General features: G+C 59.1%; 15 protein-coding genes. 5 read left to right on the plus strand and 10 right to left on the minus strand.

The window, feature by feature from the left end:
• Window positions 1-20: 20 nt before the first annotated feature.
• Together J1W56_RS17660 and J1W56_RS17665 are read right to left on the minus strand one after the other, a co-directional pair.
• On the minus strand, window positions 21-1,646 hold the full coding sequence (locus J1W56_RS17660) for a cisplatin damage response ATP-dependent DNA ligase (protein WP_223614615.1): 1,626 nt from the start codon (window positions 1,644-1,646) through the stop codon (window positions 21-23).
• Window positions 1,646-2,662, minus strand: coding sequence for a ligase-associated DNA damage response exonuclease (locus J1W56_RS17665; protein WP_223614616.1), 1,017 nt, complete (start codon window positions 2,660-2,662; stop codon window positions 1,646-1,648). Before J1W56_RS17665 ends, J1W56_RS17660 begins: the two co-directional genes overlap by 1 nt.
• Window positions 2,663-2,752: 90 nt before the next feature.
• Between J1W56_RS17665 and J1W56_RS17670 the strand changes: the two genes are divergently transcribed.
• A complete protein-coding gene (locus J1W56_RS17670; RefSeq protein ID WP_404928328.1) occupies window positions 2,753-5,296 on the plus strand; it encodes a ligase-associated DNA damage response DEXH box helicase in 2,544 nt (847 codons plus the stop codon).
• Window positions 5,297-5,322: 26 nt separating this feature from the next.
• Complete coding sequence (pdeM, locus tag J1W56_RS17675) at window positions 5,323-6,009, plus strand: ligase-associated DNA damage response endonuclease PdeM (protein WP_223614928.1); 687 nt, start codon at window positions 5,323-5,325, stop codon at window positions 6,007-6,009.
• A gap of 7 nt (window positions 6,010-6,016) precedes the next feature.
• Here pdeM and J1W56_RS17680 read toward each other — a convergent pair whose 3' ends face one another.
• The 3 genes from J1W56_RS17680 to J1W56_RS17690 all read right to left on the minus strand — a co-directional run bounded on the left by J1W56_RS17680 (window position 6,017) and on the right by J1W56_RS17690 (window position 7,088).
• Window positions 6,017-6,298, minus strand: a complete 282-nt coding sequence (locus J1W56_RS17680) for a type II toxin-antitoxin system RelE family toxin (protein ID WP_223614617.1) — start codon at window positions 6,296-6,298, stop codon at window positions 6,017-6,019.
• Entirely contained in the window at window positions 6,288-6,533 is a 246-nt protein-coding gene (locus J1W56_RS17685; protein WP_223614618.1) for a type II toxin-antitoxin system Phd/YefM family antitoxin, read from the minus strand. Before J1W56_RS17685 ends, J1W56_RS17680 begins: the two co-directional genes overlap by 11 nt.
• Before the next feature lie 93 nt (window positions 6,534-6,626).
• The gene (locus tag J1W56_RS17690) at window positions 6,627-7,088 is read right to left on the minus strand and encodes an Lrp/AsnC family transcriptional regulator (RefSeq protein WP_105733708.1); all 462 of its coding nucleotides are present in this window, start codon (window positions 7,086-7,088) and stop codon (window positions 6,627-6,629) included.
• Window positions 7,089-7,209: 121 nt separating this feature from the next.
• On the opposite strand from J1W56_RS17690, the gene hppD reads away from it, so the two are divergent.
• The 3 genes from hppD to J1W56_RS17705 are packed head-to-tail and all read left to right on the plus strand — an operon-like array spanning window position 7,210 to window position 9,381.
• Window positions 7,210-8,322 (plus strand): 4-hydroxyphenylpyruvate dioxygenase, encoded by a 1,113-nt coding sequence (hppD, locus tag J1W56_RS17695; RefSeq protein WP_223614619.1) that lies wholly within the window; start codon window positions 7,210-7,212, stop codon window positions 8,320-8,322.
• A 55-nt stretch (window positions 8,323-8,377) separates the two neighbouring features.
• On the plus strand, window positions 8,378-8,602 hold the full coding sequence (locus tag J1W56_RS17700; RefSeq protein WP_223614620.1) for a hypothetical protein: 225 nt from the start codon (window positions 8,378-8,380) through the stop codon (window positions 8,600-8,602).
• Window positions 8,603-8,637: 35 nt separating this feature from the next.
• Window positions 8,638-9,381, plus strand: coding sequence for a nucleotidyl transferase AbiEii/AbiGii toxin family protein (locus J1W56_RS17705; protein WP_223614621.1), 744 nt, complete (start codon window positions 8,638-8,640; stop codon window positions 9,379-9,381).
• Window positions 9,382-9,390: 9 nt separating this feature from the next.
• On the opposite strand, the gene mazF is transcribed toward J1W56_RS17705, so the two are convergent.
• The 5 genes from mazF to hmgA all read right to left on the minus strand — a co-directional run bounded on the left by mazF (window position 9,391) and on the right by hmgA (window position 13,012).
• On the minus strand, window positions 9,391-9,726 hold the full coding sequence (mazF, locus tag J1W56_RS17710; protein WP_223614622.1) for an endoribonuclease MazF: 336 nt from the start codon (window positions 9,724-9,726) through the stop codon (window positions 9,391-9,393).
• The gene (locus J1W56_RS17715; protein ID WP_223614623.1) at window positions 9,726-9,968 is read right to left on the minus strand and encodes an AbrB/MazE/SpoVT family DNA-binding domain-containing protein; all 243 of its coding nucleotides are present in this window, start codon (window positions 9,966-9,968) and stop codon (window positions 9,726-9,728) included. Before J1W56_RS17715 ends, mazF begins: the two co-directional genes overlap by 1 nt.
• 64 nt (window positions 9,969-10,032) lie before the next feature.
• Window positions 10,033-10,677 (minus strand): maleylacetoacetate isomerase, encoded by a 645-nt coding sequence (gene maiA / locus J1W56_RS17720; protein ID WP_223614624.1) that lies wholly within the window; start codon window positions 10,675-10,677, stop codon window positions 10,033-10,035.
• A complete protein-coding gene (locus J1W56_RS17725; protein ID WP_223614625.1) occupies window positions 10,677-11,699 on the minus strand; it encodes a fumarylacetoacetate hydrolase family protein in 1,023 nt (340 codons plus the stop codon). The genes maiA and J1W56_RS17725 overlap by 1 nt, the downstream gene beginning before the upstream one ends.
• The gene (gene hmgA / locus J1W56_RS17730) at window positions 11,696-13,012 is read right to left on the minus strand and encodes a homogentisate 1,2-dioxygenase (protein ID WP_223614626.1); all 1,317 of its coding nucleotides are present in this window, start codon (window positions 13,010-13,012) and stop codon (window positions 11,696-11,698) included. Before hmgA ends, J1W56_RS17725 begins: the two co-directional genes overlap by 4 nt.
• Window positions 13,013-13,071 lie beyond the last annotated feature (59 nt).

The following is a 13,071-nucleotide window of genomic DNA, read 5'->3' on the forward strand; positions in this document are numbered from 1 at the left end:
TATGGATAATATCCATCGTGTCAATCGGTGGCATCGGAATCGCGCAAAAGGGCTTCCAGGGTTTCCAGCCTGTCCGCCTCGATCGGCGGTTTGTCCCAGCGCAGGCGGGCGATGCGGGGAAAGCGCATGGCGACGCCGGATTTGTGCCGTTTTGACCGGTTCAATCCTTCGAAGGCCACTTCAAGCACAAGGCCATGACCCGGCTCCGCCCGCACGGAACGCACCGGCCCGAAGCGTTCGGTGGTGTTGTTGCGCACATAGGCGTCGAGCTGTTTCAACTCTTCGTCGGTAAAGCCGAAATAGGCCTTGCCCACCGGCACCAGATGCGGGTCGTCTTCCGGGCCGGTCCACACGGCAAATGTATAATCCGAATAGAAGCTTGATCGCTTGCCGTGGCCGCGCTGGGCATAGACAAGCACGGCATCGATGGTGAAGGGATCGCGTTTCCACTTGAACCACGGTCCCTTCGGGCGTCCGGGCACGTAGGAAGAACCCCACTGTTTCAGCATCAACCCTTCGATAACGGGGTGCGGCGGGTTCCGGCGCAGCGCGACAAGGTCTTCGAAGGTGGAATACGGCACGAGAGGCGACAGATCGAAACGTGTGGAATCGAGATCGGAGACAAAGCGCTCAAGCCTTTGCCTTCGTTCAGCAAAAGGCAAAGTCCGGATGTCTTCGTCGCCGTCAATCAGCAGATCGTACAGCCGCACGAATGCCGGATGGCTTTCCATCTGCCTGACCGAGACCGCTTTCCGGTTGAGCCGCTGCTGCAGATCGCCGAAGGCACCGATTTCGACGCTTTCGGCCGTGCTGCGGGCAACAAGGAGTTCGCCATCCAGCGTTCCCGCGAAATGCATGGCATCGGCAATATCGGGAAAAGCGTGGGAGATGTCGTCACCCGTCCGCGAATAGATGCGCCGCTGGCCGGCTTCAGCCGTCAACTGCACGCGGATGCCGTCCCACTTCCACTCCGCCGCATAATCTTCCGCGACGATCCTGGCGTAATCTGGCTCTTCGAGCGGCGTTGAAAGCATGACAGGCCGAAACGGCGCGGCGGCAAGGCTCGCAGGCTTTTCCGTCTTGCCTTCCAGCCAGGCGAACAGGGATTGATAGGGCGGCTTCAGCCCGTGCCAGAGCTCCTCGATCTCGCCGACATCCACTGCGCCGAAATCAGCAAGTGCCTGCTTGGCCAGTCGTGCCGAAACGCCGATGCGCAGGCCGCCGGTCACCAGTTTCAGCAGGGCGTAGCGGGCGGAGGCGTCCAGCTGGTCGAGCCATTTCTCCACGAGCCTGATGGCGTCGCTGCGCGAGGCGCGCGCGAGCGAGGCAACGACGTCGCCAAGGGTGGGAATGGCGTTGACACGCGATGGCTCCTTGGCTGACCAGACCAGGGAAATCGTTTCAGCGAGATCGCCGACATAGTCATAGGAATAGGCAAAGAGCTGCTCGTCCATACGCTCGGCGACGAGCGCGCGCAGCATGGCGGGTTTGACATTGGCGATGTCGAGATCCCGCGTGATGGCGGCAAGGGCAAGGCCGCGGTCGGGGTCCGGTGTCTGCCGGAAATAATCGACGAGCAGCCTGATCTTGCCGTTGCGCTGCGGCGTGAGCACCAACCTGTCGAGAAGGGCGGCGAACTCGCGCATCAGTCCCCCTCGTCTTCATAGCCGACGAGATGCAGCGGCCGTGCGGCAAACCCGTTGAGATCGCACCATCGGACAAGCGCCTCCTCGCAGCCATGGGTCACCCAGATCTGCGATGGGGCCAGTTCCCTGATCGTACCGGTCAGCTCATCCCAATCGCAGTGATCGGACAGGATGATCGGCAGTTCCACGCCCTGCTGGCGCGCGCGCTGGCGGATGCGCATCCAGCCCGAGGCAAAGCATGAAACAGGATCGGGGAAGCGCCGGGCCCAGCGGTCCTGAAAGGAGGAAGGCGGTCCGACAACGACACTGCCGGCAAAATCTTGCGGCGCACCTGTTTCCAGTGTCGCCGGGGACAGGGGGCCAAGATCGATGCCCTGCGACTGGTAGTATTCGCAGAGTTTTGTGAGTGCGCCGTGGATGTAGATCGTCCTGTCATAGCCGGCATCGCGCAGCATGCGGATGACCCGCTGCGCCTTGCCCAGCGCATAGGCGCCGACAAGATGCGAGCGCTCGGGAAATTGCGCGATGGACTTTATCAGTTTGGCAATTTCGTCCCTGGCATCGGGATGCCGGAACACCGGCAGGGCGAAGGTCGCCTCGGTTATGAACACGTCGCAGGGAACGGGTTCAAACCCGATGCAGGTGGGATCCGCCGCCCGCTTGTAGTCACCCGAACAGACGATGCGCATGCCATCCTTCTCGACGGCAATCTGTGCCGATCCCAGAACGTGACCCGCCGGGTGAAAGCTGACCTTGACGCCATTGATGTCGCTGACGGTTCCAAGCTCCGCCGCCAGCGTCGTTCCGGCAAAATTGTCGCCATAGCGTATCCCCATGATATCGAGTGTCTGCTGGGTTGCCATGACGTGCTGGTGGCCGGGTCTCGCATGATCGGCATGGCCATGGGTGATCAGGGCGCGCTCCACCGGACTGACGGGATCGATATGGAAATCCCCCGCCGGGGAATAGAGACCCGCTGGCGTTGATCGCAAAAGTGCCTCCGGACGGGTCAGCATTGTTCTTCCACCTTTCTGCACCAACGAAGATAGGCAGCGTTCGGCTCCACGCAAATGCCGAAAACCGCGAAAGAAAACTTGGCGCTTTCCTTGCACACCATTACATTCGCTCTTGTGAGCACCAAGACAAAGCCCCTTTTTATCGAAGGCAGTTCTCTCCTGCCAAAACCTTTCCTGGACTGGTTTCAGGCCAAGGGATGGTCGCCGCGCGCGCATCAGCTGGAATTGCTGGAGGAGGCGCAAGCCGGCCGTTCGACCCTGCTCATCGCGCCAACCGGTGCGGGCAAGACGCTAGCGGGTTTTCTGCCGGCGCTGGTCGATCTGGCGACACGCGGCAAAAGCAACAATGCCAGCCGTGGTATTCACACGCTCTACATCTCGCCGCTCAAGGCACTGGCCGTCGATATCGAGCGCAATCTGGCCCGTCCCATTGAAGAGATCGGGCTCGATATCACCATCGAAACCCGCACCGGCGATACACCGGCGTACAAACGGCAGCGGCAGAAGCTTGTTCCACCGGATATCCTCCTGACCACGCCGGAGCAGCTCGCCCTTTTGATCGCCAACAAGGATGCCGGGCGGTTTTTCGCGGATTTGCGCTATGTCATCTTTGACGAGCTGCATTCGCTGGTGACGTCCAAGCGCGGACACCTGCTGTCGCTGGGACTGGCGCGGCTACGCAAGTTGCAGCCCGGCGTGCAGACCATCGGGCTTTCCGCAACCGTTGCCGATCCGGATGCCCTGCGGCGCTGGTTGCTGCCGCAATTGGAAGGCAGGCCCATGGCCAGCCTCGTCAAGGTTGAAGGCGGTGCCAAACCGCATATCACCATTCTCGAAACATCCGACCGTATTCCCTGGGCCGGTCATTCAGCCGTTTATGCCCTGCCGGGCATTTACGAGGCGATCAAACGCCACCAGACCACGCTCATTTTCGTCAATACCCGCAGTCAGGCGGAGCGCCTGTTCCACGATCTGTGGATGGCCAATGATGACAATCTGCCGATTGCGCTGCATCACGGCTCGCTGGATGTCAGCAAGCGGCGCAAGGTCGAGCAGGCGATGGCCAGCAATGCCCTGCGCGCGGTCGTTGCCACATCGACGCTTGATCTGGGCATCGACTGGGGCGACGTCGATCTCGTCATTCATGTGGGTGCGCCGAAAGGGGCGAGCCGGCTGGCGCAGCGCATCGGCCGTTCCAACCACCGCATGGACGAGCCTTCGCGTGCCATCCTGGTTCCGGCCAACCGGTTCGAGGTGATGGAATGCCAAGCGGCGCTCGATGCCAATTATCTCGGTGCCCAGGATACGCCGCCGCTCGGCGAGGGTTCGCTGGATGTGCTGGCCCAGCATGTCCTCGGCATGGCCTGCGCTGAACCGTTTCATGCGGATGCACTTTTCGAGGAGATTACGACGGCGCTGCCCTATGCGGGCTTGCCGCGTGAAACGTTTCACCGGATCGTCGATTTCGTCGCCACCGGCGGTTATGCCCTGAAAAGCTATGAACGCTTTGCCAAAATCCGCCAGACCGCCGATGGTTCCTGGCGTGTGACGCATCCGCGCGTTGCCCAGCAATACCGGCTGAATGTCGGCACCATTATCGAGGCGCCCAGCCTCAATGTGCGGCTCACCCGCCAGCGCGGCAAGGGGGGCAATGCGCGCGGCGGCCCGGTGCTCGGCAAGGTGGAAGAGTCGTTTCTCGAAGCCCTGTCGCCGGGCGATACGTTCTTCTTCTCCGGGCGCGTGCTGCGTTTTGAAGGCATTCGTGAGAACGAATGCCTTGTTTCCAATGCCGAGGGGTTCGACGCAAAAATCCCCGCCTATGCCGGCGGAAAATTCCCGCTGACCACCTATCTCGCCGATCAGGTGCGCTCCATGCTGGCCGATCCGGATCGCTGGGGTGCCCTGCCCGATCAGGTCAGCGACTGGCTGAGAATCCAGAAGGAGAAATCGGTGCTGCCTGATCCCGGCAGCCTGCTGGTCGAAACCTTCCCGCGCGGTGAACGCTATTACATGGTGATCTATCCCTTTGAAGGGCGGTTGGCGCATCAGACCCTTGGCATGCTGCTGACGAGGCGGCTGGAGCGGGCCAAGGCGCGGCCCCTCGGCTTTGTCGCCACGGATTACGCGCTGTCGATCTGGGGCCTGCGCGATATGGGCCGTATGTTCCGGAAGGATGAACTGCCGCTTTCCGAATTTTTCGACGAAGACATGCTGGGCGATGATCTCGAAGCATGGCTGTCGGAAAGCTGGATGCTGAAGCGCACGTTCCGCAATTGCGCGCTGATCTCCGGCCTTGTCGAGAAGCGGCATCCGGGGCAGGAAAAAACCGGACGGCAGGTGACCGTCTCCACCGACCTCATCTATGATGTCCTGCGCACGCATGAACCCGACCACATTCTCATCCAGGCCACGCGGGCCGATGCCGCCACCGGGCTTCTCGACATTCGCCGCCTTGCCGATATGCTGGCACGAATCAAGGGTCACATCATCCACAAGGAGCTCGACCGGATATCGCCGCTCGCCGTTCCCGTGATGATGGAAATCGGCAAGGAGCGTGTTCCGGGCGAAGCCCACGAAACGCTGCTTGAAGAGATTGCCGACGAACTGACCCGCGAGATGATGGAACGGACATGAATCTGGCGGTTCACACGACACGGACTATGCTGCACGGCGCGGTCGAGACCGATATTGCCGGCCATGCAGCCATATGTGACCCGTCCGGTGCGCTTTATCTGGAGGCCGATCGCATCCTGATCGTCTCGGACCTGCATTTCGAAAAGGGCTCGTCCTTCGCCCGGCGTGGCATGATGCTGCCGCCCTATGATACCGCCTCCACATTGAAGGCACTGGCGGCAAGCATTGCCCGCTATCAACCCGCCTGTGTCATCAGCCTTGGCGATAGTTTTCACGATGGCGATGCCGCCGCGCGCCTGCCCGCCATCTATGCCGAGCAGCTGGCGACATTGATGCATGGCCGCGACTGGATCTGGATCACGGGCAATCACGATCCGGAGCATCCGGCTGATCTTCCCGGCGAGACCTATACGGAACTGGCTTTCGGGGCGCTGGTGTTGCGCCACGAACCTTCAAAAACCGCATCGCGGGGTGAAATCGCCGGGCATCTGCATCCGGCCGCCAAGGTGGTAAGGCGCGGCCAGGCAGTGCAGCGGCGCTGTTTCGTCACCGACCACACCCGCATGATCATGCCGGCGTTCGGTGCCTATACCGGCGGGCTCAATATTCTTGGCCGGGCCTTTCATGGCCTGTTCGACAGCAATAGCCTCAAGGCCTATATGCTCGGCCATGCCAGGGTTTACCCCATGCTGCGCAAGACGCTGTATCCTTGAAATGGCTCTAGCGCTTTCTGGCGCGTTCATAGACTTCGCCGCGTTCCCGTTTCCCGACGGCAACAACGAGCACGGTGATGGTTTCGTCATCTACACGATAAACCAGCCGGTATCCCGCTTGTCGAAGCTTGATCTTGTAATGATCGGGCATGCCATGCAGGGCGGCGCTGGCTATACGAGGAAGCTCCAGTCGTTCTCTCAGCTTCTTCACCAGTTGCTGGCGTATGGTTGCTCCCAGTCTATCCCATTCCTTGCGCGCAGATGGGAGAAATTCGAGCTTAAAGGTCATCGATATCGACCGGAACGCCCTTCTCATCCGAACGGGATTTGATGATCTCGGCCAGATGGATATCGTCCAGCCGATCAAGCATGGCTTCGTAAACATCAGCCGGGACCATATAGGCCATGACGCGATTATGATTGAGGACGGCGACGGCTTCGCCCTGTGCCTCATTCATGATGGCGGTTGGACTTTTTTTCAGGTCCGATACGGTCACCGCCACAGAGGCTTCGACACGCTGCATGGCAAACTCCATTGTGTATGAAATATGGTACTCATATTGATATAATATTCAACCCTATTTATCAATCTCAAAATGAGGATTGCAGCACTGGTATCAAATCGGCAGCCTGCCATCCTCCTTCAATGTGTCCAGCACGATGGCGGTCTTGACGTTCTGTACGGACTCATGCGGCAGCAGCACGTCGTTGACGAAGGCCGAGAGCGCCCGCAAATCTGGTGTGACCACCTTGATGAAATAATCCATCTCTCCCGTCAGCGCATGGGCTTCCATGACTTCCGGCAGCTTTGAAATGAGGTCGGAAAAGCGGCGGGCGTTGTCCCTGTTATGGGTGGCAAGTGTGACAGAGATGATGTTGACGATGCCAAGACCCAGTTTTTCGCGATCGATTTCCGCCCTGTAGCCGCGAATGAATCCCTCCTCCTCCAGCCGGGAGCGGCGGCGCGAGCATTGCGAGGCGGACAGGTTGATCCGCTCGGAAAGCTCGTTGTTCGTGAGTCGTCCATCCTCCTGCAAGGAAGACAGTATTTTGCGGTCAAACGCGTCAAGTTGCTCCACTCATGCTCTCCTTGATGGTTATATGCACGAAATGTGCGCATTATGCCTCCACGGAGCGCTGAAATGCAAACACTTTGCATGCCATTTGCGCGATAATGCGGATAATTTAGAGGAGGATGCCATGGGCCCATTTCCGCACGACGCACCGGTCGCCACGATCAGCAAGGAAAATCCTGCCGGGACGGATGGTTTCGAGTTTGTCGAGTTCTCGCATCCGGAGCCGGAAAAGCTGGAAGAGCTCTTCACCCGCATGGGCTACAAGCCCGTTGCCCGGCATCGCACCAAGAACATAACGTTGTGGCGTCAGGGCGACATCAACTACATCCTCAATGCCGAACCCAATTCCCATGCGGCGAAATTCGTCGGTGAGCATGGCCCGTGTGCGCCATCCATGGCCTGGCGCGTGGTCGATGCCAAGCATGCCTTCGATCATGCGGTTGCCAAGGGTGCGACACCCTATACCGGCGATGACAAGACCATCGATGTTCCCGCCATTGTCGGTATCGGCGGTTCGATGCTCTATTTCATCGAAAAGTATGGCGAGAAAGGCTCGGTCTATGAGGACGAGTTCGAGTGGCTGGGCGAACGCGACCCGAAGCCGGAAGGTGTCGGTTTCTATTATCTCGATCACCTGACCCACAACGTCTATCGCGGCAACATGGACAAGTGGTGGGCGTTCTACCGGGAGCTGTTCGGCTTCAAGCAGATTCACTTCTTCGACATCGCCGGCAAGCTGACGGGCCTCGTTTCCCGCGCCATCACCTCCCCCTGCGGCAAGATCCGCATTCCGTTGAATGAATCGACGGACGACAAGAGCCAGATCGAGGAATATCTGCGCAAGTACAAGGGCGAAGGCATCCAGCACATCGCTGTCGGTACGGAAGCCATTTATGACGCGACGGACAAGCTCGACGCCAATGGCCTCAAGTTCATGCCGGGCCCGCCGGAGACCTATTACGACATGTCGCATGAGCGCGTGCATGGCCACGATGAACCGATCGACCGGATGAAGAAGCATGGCATTCTCATCGACGGCGAAGGCGTGATCGATGGTGGCATGACAAAAATCCTGCTGCAGATATTCTCCAAAACCGTTATCGGCCCGATCTTCTTCGAGTTCATCCAGCGCAAGGGTGACGAAGGTTTTGGCGAGGGCAATTTCCGCGCTCTGTTCGAGTCGATCGAAGAAGACCAGATCCGCCGTGGCGTGATCAAGGTGGCTGCTGCGGAATAAGGTACAACGGAGCGGGCTATAAATCGGGTTGGTTGTGCATTATATTGAGTGCATGATGACTGCAGCTTTTGTAGCCCCTATTATTCCCGCCGATTTCCCCGAGCTGAAACTGCTCGCGTGGAACAGGGGTGCTGCACGTCCAATCCCCGCCGAAGAAGTGTTTGAGCTGTATGAGCGCAACTGGCGCTTTGTCGATGCCGAGCACCTGACCACCCGTGAAGCCAAACTCATTCGGGAGCTGACGCGGGTTTTCGGTAATGGTGTATTGCTGATTTCCTGACTTTTCCATCCATAGCGGTTCCTGCATAGTGCAGGATGGAAAAACGTGATCGGAAAGTCATGCAGGAATTCAAGAGGCAGGAACATCGCGTCATCATTGAAGCGCTTGGGCTGATGGATCATGCGTTTCTGTCTGCCAATCATTGCTGGTTTGGTGGTGGTACGGCAATCGTTCTCAAGCTTGGCGAATACCGGCAATCCCTGGACGTTGATTTTCTCTGCTCCGATGCGGATGGATACCGTGAACTGCGTTCAGCGGCAGTGGAGAAGGGAATTCGTGCGTTTTTCCCGGAACCTGTTGAATCCTTGCGCAGCTTCAAGATTGACCAGTATGGCCTGCGGGCTGCCTTGCTGTTGCATGGCCAGACCATCAAGTTTGAAATCATCCGCAAGGCCCGTATCGATGTGCAGGGGCATATCGATGAGCAGCTCGGTGTTCCCGCTCTTGTTGTTGCGGACATGTTCGCTGAAAAGCTCCTGGCGAACGCGGATCGCTGCCACGACCGGTCGATTGCCTATCGTGATGCGATTGATCTTGGAATGTTGGTTCGACGTTATGGATCTATTCCCGATGCAGCAGTCCAAAAGACCATGAAGGCCTATGGCCAGGACATTGAGCGCAAACTTGGATGGGTTGTAAACCGGCTCCAGGATGGCAAGGAATTGCACCATGCTGCTGATGTTATGCAGATGGATATGAGTGATGCTTTCGAAGGCATTGCTGCGCTGAAAAGCGATATGGCCCGCATCTGGCCGGAAGGCCGTTTAGAAGCCGAATAGGCGTTGTCTCTAACGCTTGCCGATCAGCGCGGCGGCCTTGCTGCGGATTTCGGCAAGTTCTGCTGCCGACACGCTGCCCTTGTGCATTGCGCGCCGAACTCGCCAGTCGAGACTCTTGACCTGATCGGCTAGGACTACGCCTGGTCGATCACCTGCGATCAGCACTTCGAACGGATACCCCTTGATCTGCGTGGTCATGGGGCAGCACAGCATGAGGCCGGTCTTGCCATTATAACTGGCAGGGCTGAGCACGACGGCGGGACGATGTCCGGCCTGTTCATGACCAGCCTGAGGATTGAAATGCAGCCACACGATGTCACCGGCATCGGGTACGTAGGCCGGCATCAAAAGGATTCCTTGCCGACGGCAGTGCCAAAGTCGGCCTCGGAATGCATGTTCTCGGATGTGACGCCCTCGATCAGCTGATCCAGGTCATATTCGGCCTGACGGACCGGCTCGATGATGATCAGGCCATCTTCTTCACGCACATCAACCACCGTGTCGAGTTGCAGCCGCGCCGCAACCATGACAGCGGCCGGGATGCGCACCGAAGCACTGTTCCCCCATTTCTTCACGGTCACACGCATGGTCAACTCCTTGTATCATCATTGTCGATACAATGACGAATTCCGCTTGATGTGTCAACAATGTCTATACGTCAGGTTTGGCTTTATCGGGATGCGCTGCCACGAAGGCCTTGAGTTTTTCGCAGCGACTGGAGATGGCATTGACCCGTTTCAACCCTGAGATATCGGCGCCCCAGCGGCGGGCATTGTAGACCTGCGGCACAAGACAGAAATCGGCCATGCCCGGCTTGTCGCCATGGCAGAACTTGCCGCTATCCGGATTGTCGAGGAGCCGTTCGAAGGCTTCCAGTCCTTGCGCGATGAACTTCTGCATCCAGGCGTCGCGCGCGGCATCGCCGCCCCCGGTGATATCCATGACATGCGCGGTCACGCCCATATTGCAGACCGGGTGAATATCCATGGCAATGGCATAGGACAGCGCCCGCACACGTTGCCTGCCCGCCGGATCGGGGGGCAGAAACGCTGCATCGGGGTAAATCTCATCGAGATATTCGATGATGGCCAGAGACTGTGTCATCATCCTGCCGTCCATGGCCAGCGTCGGAACGAGGCCTTGCGGGTTGCGGCTCAGATTGTCCGGTTGTTTGTGCTCGCCCTTCAGCAGATTAACCGGAACGGTTTCATAGTTCAGCTTGAGGCTTTGCAGGGCAATCCGCACCCGGTAGCTTGCCGACGAGCGCCAATAATCAAAGAGGACGAGCCCGTTCATCACTCGGCGTCCGTTTGATAGCGTGTCACCTGCTGCTCGATGGCGCCGAAAACGGAATGGCCGGCATTGTCTTTCATTTCAATGCGCACCGTGTCGCCAAACTGCATGAATGCCGTCTTCGGGGCGCCGTGATTGATCGTCTCGATCATGCGGATTTCCGCGATGCAGGAATAACCCGCCCCGCCCTCCGCGACGGGTTTGCCCGGTCCGCCATCCAGCTTGTTGGAAACGGTGCCGGAACCGATGATCGTACCCGCCGACAGCGGGCGGGTTTTGGCCGCGTGGGCAATCAGAACCGGGAAATCGAAGGTCATATCGAGGCCCGCATTGGCCCGGCCGAACGGCTTGCCATTGTAGTCGACACTGAGCGGCAGATGCACCTTGCCGCCATCCCACGCCTCGCCCAGTTCATCCGGCGTGACCGCAACCGGCGAGAAAGCCGAAGACGGTTTCGACTGGAAGAAACCGAAACCCTTGGCGAGTTCCGCCGGGATCAGCCCGCGCAGGCTGACATCGTTGACCAGCATGATGAGACGGATCGCATTGCGCGCCTGATCGGGCGTTGCACCCATAGGCACATCGTCGATGACGACAGCCACTTCGCCTTCCATGTCGATGCCATAGGCTTCGTCGGCCATGACGATCGGCGCGCGGGGGCTGAGAAAACTGTCGGAGCCACCCTGATAGATCAGCGGATCGGTCCAGAAGCTCTCGGGCATCTCCGCCCCGCGGGCCTTGCGTACCAGCTCGACATGGTTGACGTAGGCCGATCCATCCGCCCATTGAAAGGCGCGTGGCAATGGTGACAGCGCCTCATGTTCGTGAAAGCGCTCGGAAGGGACAGCCCCATGGTCGAGACTTTCTGCCAGCGCTTCCAGATGCGGCGCAATGCGCCCCCAGTTGTCGAGTGCGGATTGCAGGGTGGGTGTGAGAAACGACGCATCGGTGAAACGGGTCAAGTCCCTGGACACGATGACGAGCCTGCCGTCCCGCGTTCCATTGTTCAAAGATGCAAGTTTCATTCGGACCAGTCTCCTTCGGGTGTGCCGTTGAACCGCTTCTTCAGGTCCGTCCAGCAATCGGCATAATTGTCCTGCAGCGAGTCCAGTTCCGCCGCAAACCGCGTGAGATGCTGCGGGAAACGGGTTTCGAACATGAAGGCCAGGGTATTCTCCAGCTTGTGCGGCTTCAGTTCCACGGTCGACGCCTTGTTGAAGCCCATCGTATCCGGCCCGTGCGGCAGCATCATGTTGTGCAGGCTCATGCCTCCGGGAACGAAACCCTCCTCCTTGGCGTCGTACTGACCATAAACCAATCCCATGAATTCCGACATGATGTTGCGATGGTACCATGGCGGGCGGAAGCTGTGCTCGGCAACCAGCCAGCGCGGCGGGAAAATGACGAAATCCACATTGGCGGTGCCTTCCTCGCCGGATGGCGCGGTCAGTACCGTGAAGATCGACGGATCCGGATGATCGAAGAGGATGGCGCCCACCGGCGAAAAGGTGCGCAGGTCGTACTTATACGGCGCGTAATTGCCATGCCATGCCACCACGTCGAGCGGGGAATGGCCGAGATCCGTCCGATAGAACTTGCCGCACCATTTCACATGCAGGCGGCAGGGGGTTTCCTTGTCCTCATAGGCGGCAACCGGCGTCTTGAAATCGCGCGGGTTGGCTAGGCAATTGGCGCCGATCGGTCCGCGATCCGGCAGCGCGAATTTCGCACCGTAGTTTTCGCAGATATAGCCGCGGGCTTCGCCGTCAAGGGCCGCGACCTTGAACACCATGCCGCGCGGGATGATGCAGATTTCCGAGGGCTCGATCTCGATGATGCCCATCTCGGTGAATACCCGCAAGCGGCCCTTTTCCGGTACCAGCAGCATTTCGCCATCGGCATTGAAGAAGTAGTCATCCTCCATGTCGCGATTGAACGCATAGACATGGGCGGCCATGCCGGTCTGGCCGTGCACGTCGCCTGCCGTGGTCATGGTGCGGATGCCGTCGATGAAATTCACCGGCTCCTGCGGCATGGGCGTCGGGTTCCAGCGCAGCTGGCCGATGGGCAGCTCGTGATCGTCGAGATTGGGTGCGGTCTTCCAGTCCTTGCGCGACGCGGGCGTGAAACGTCCCGAATGTTTGACCGACGGTCGGATGCGGTACAGCCAGGAGCGTTCATTGATGCCGCGCGGCGCGGTGAAGGGGGAGCCGGACAGCTGTTCCGCGTAGAGACCATAGGCACAGCGCTGCGGCGAGTTCTGTCCCTGCGGCAGCGCGCCGGGGAGCGATTCGGTTTCAAAGTCATTGCCGAAGCCCGGCATGTAGTGAAGGGTCATGATCAATCCTCCCGATCTATTTAGTTGCATTTGTGACGATCTTTTTTGTAACTATCAAC

Origin of the sequence: Phyllobacterium calauticae, assembly GCF_019991125.1 — a bacterium.
Taxonomy (GTDB): Bacteria; Pseudomonadota; Alphaproteobacteria; order Rhizobiales; family Rhizobiaceae; genus Phyllobacterium; species Phyllobacterium calauticae.

Coding starts and splice junctions, on each gene's coding strand:
- J1W56_RS17685 (WP_223614618.1), bottom strand. CDS start 6,533: ATGCAGCGTGTCGAAGCCTCTGTGGCGGTGACCGTATCGGACCTGAAA.
- mazF (WP_223614622.1), bottom strand. CDS start 9,726: ATGCCGGCCTACGTACCCGATGCCGGTGACATCGTGTGGCTGCATTTC.
- J1W56_RS17665 (WP_223614616.1), bottom strand. CDS start 2,662: ATGCTGACCCGTCCGGAGGCACTTTTGCGATCAACGCCAGCGGGTCTC.
- pdeM (WP_223614928.1), top strand. CDS start 5,323: ATGCTGCACGGCGCGGTCGAGACCGATATTGCCGGCCATGCAGCCATA.
- J1W56_RS17705 (WP_223614621.1), top strand. CDS start 8,638: ATGGAAAAACGTGATCGGAAAGTCATGCAGGAATTCAAGAGGCAGGAA.
- J1W56_RS17660 (WP_223614615.1), bottom strand. CDS start 1,646: ATGCGCGAGTTCGCCGCCCTTCTCGACAGGTTGGTGCTCACGCCGCAG.
- hppD (WP_223614619.1), top strand. CDS start 7,210: ATGGGCCCATTTCCGCACGACGCACCGGTCGCCACGATCAGCAAGGAA.
- maiA (WP_223614624.1), bottom strand. CDS start 10,677: ATGAACGGGCTCGTCCTCTTTGATTATTGGCGCTCGTCGGCAAGCTAC.
- J1W56_RS17700 (WP_223614620.1), top strand. CDS start 8,378: ATGACTGCAGCTTTTGTAGCCCCTATTATTCCCGCCGATTTCCCCGAG.
- J1W56_RS17680 (WP_223614617.1), bottom strand. CDS start 6,298: ATGACCTTTAAGCTCGAATTTCTCCCATCTGCGCGCAAGGAATGGGAT.
- J1W56_RS17715 (WP_223614623.1), bottom strand. CDS start 9,968: ATGCGTGTGACCGTGAAGAAATGGGGGAACAGTGCTTCGGTGCGCATC.
- hmgA (WP_223614626.1), bottom strand. CDS start 13,012: ATGACCCTTCACTACATGCCGGGCTTCGGCAATGACTTTGAAACCGAA.
- J1W56_RS17725 (WP_223614625.1), bottom strand. CDS start 11,699: ATGAAACTTGCATCTTTGAACAATGGAACGCGGGACGGCAGGCTCGTC.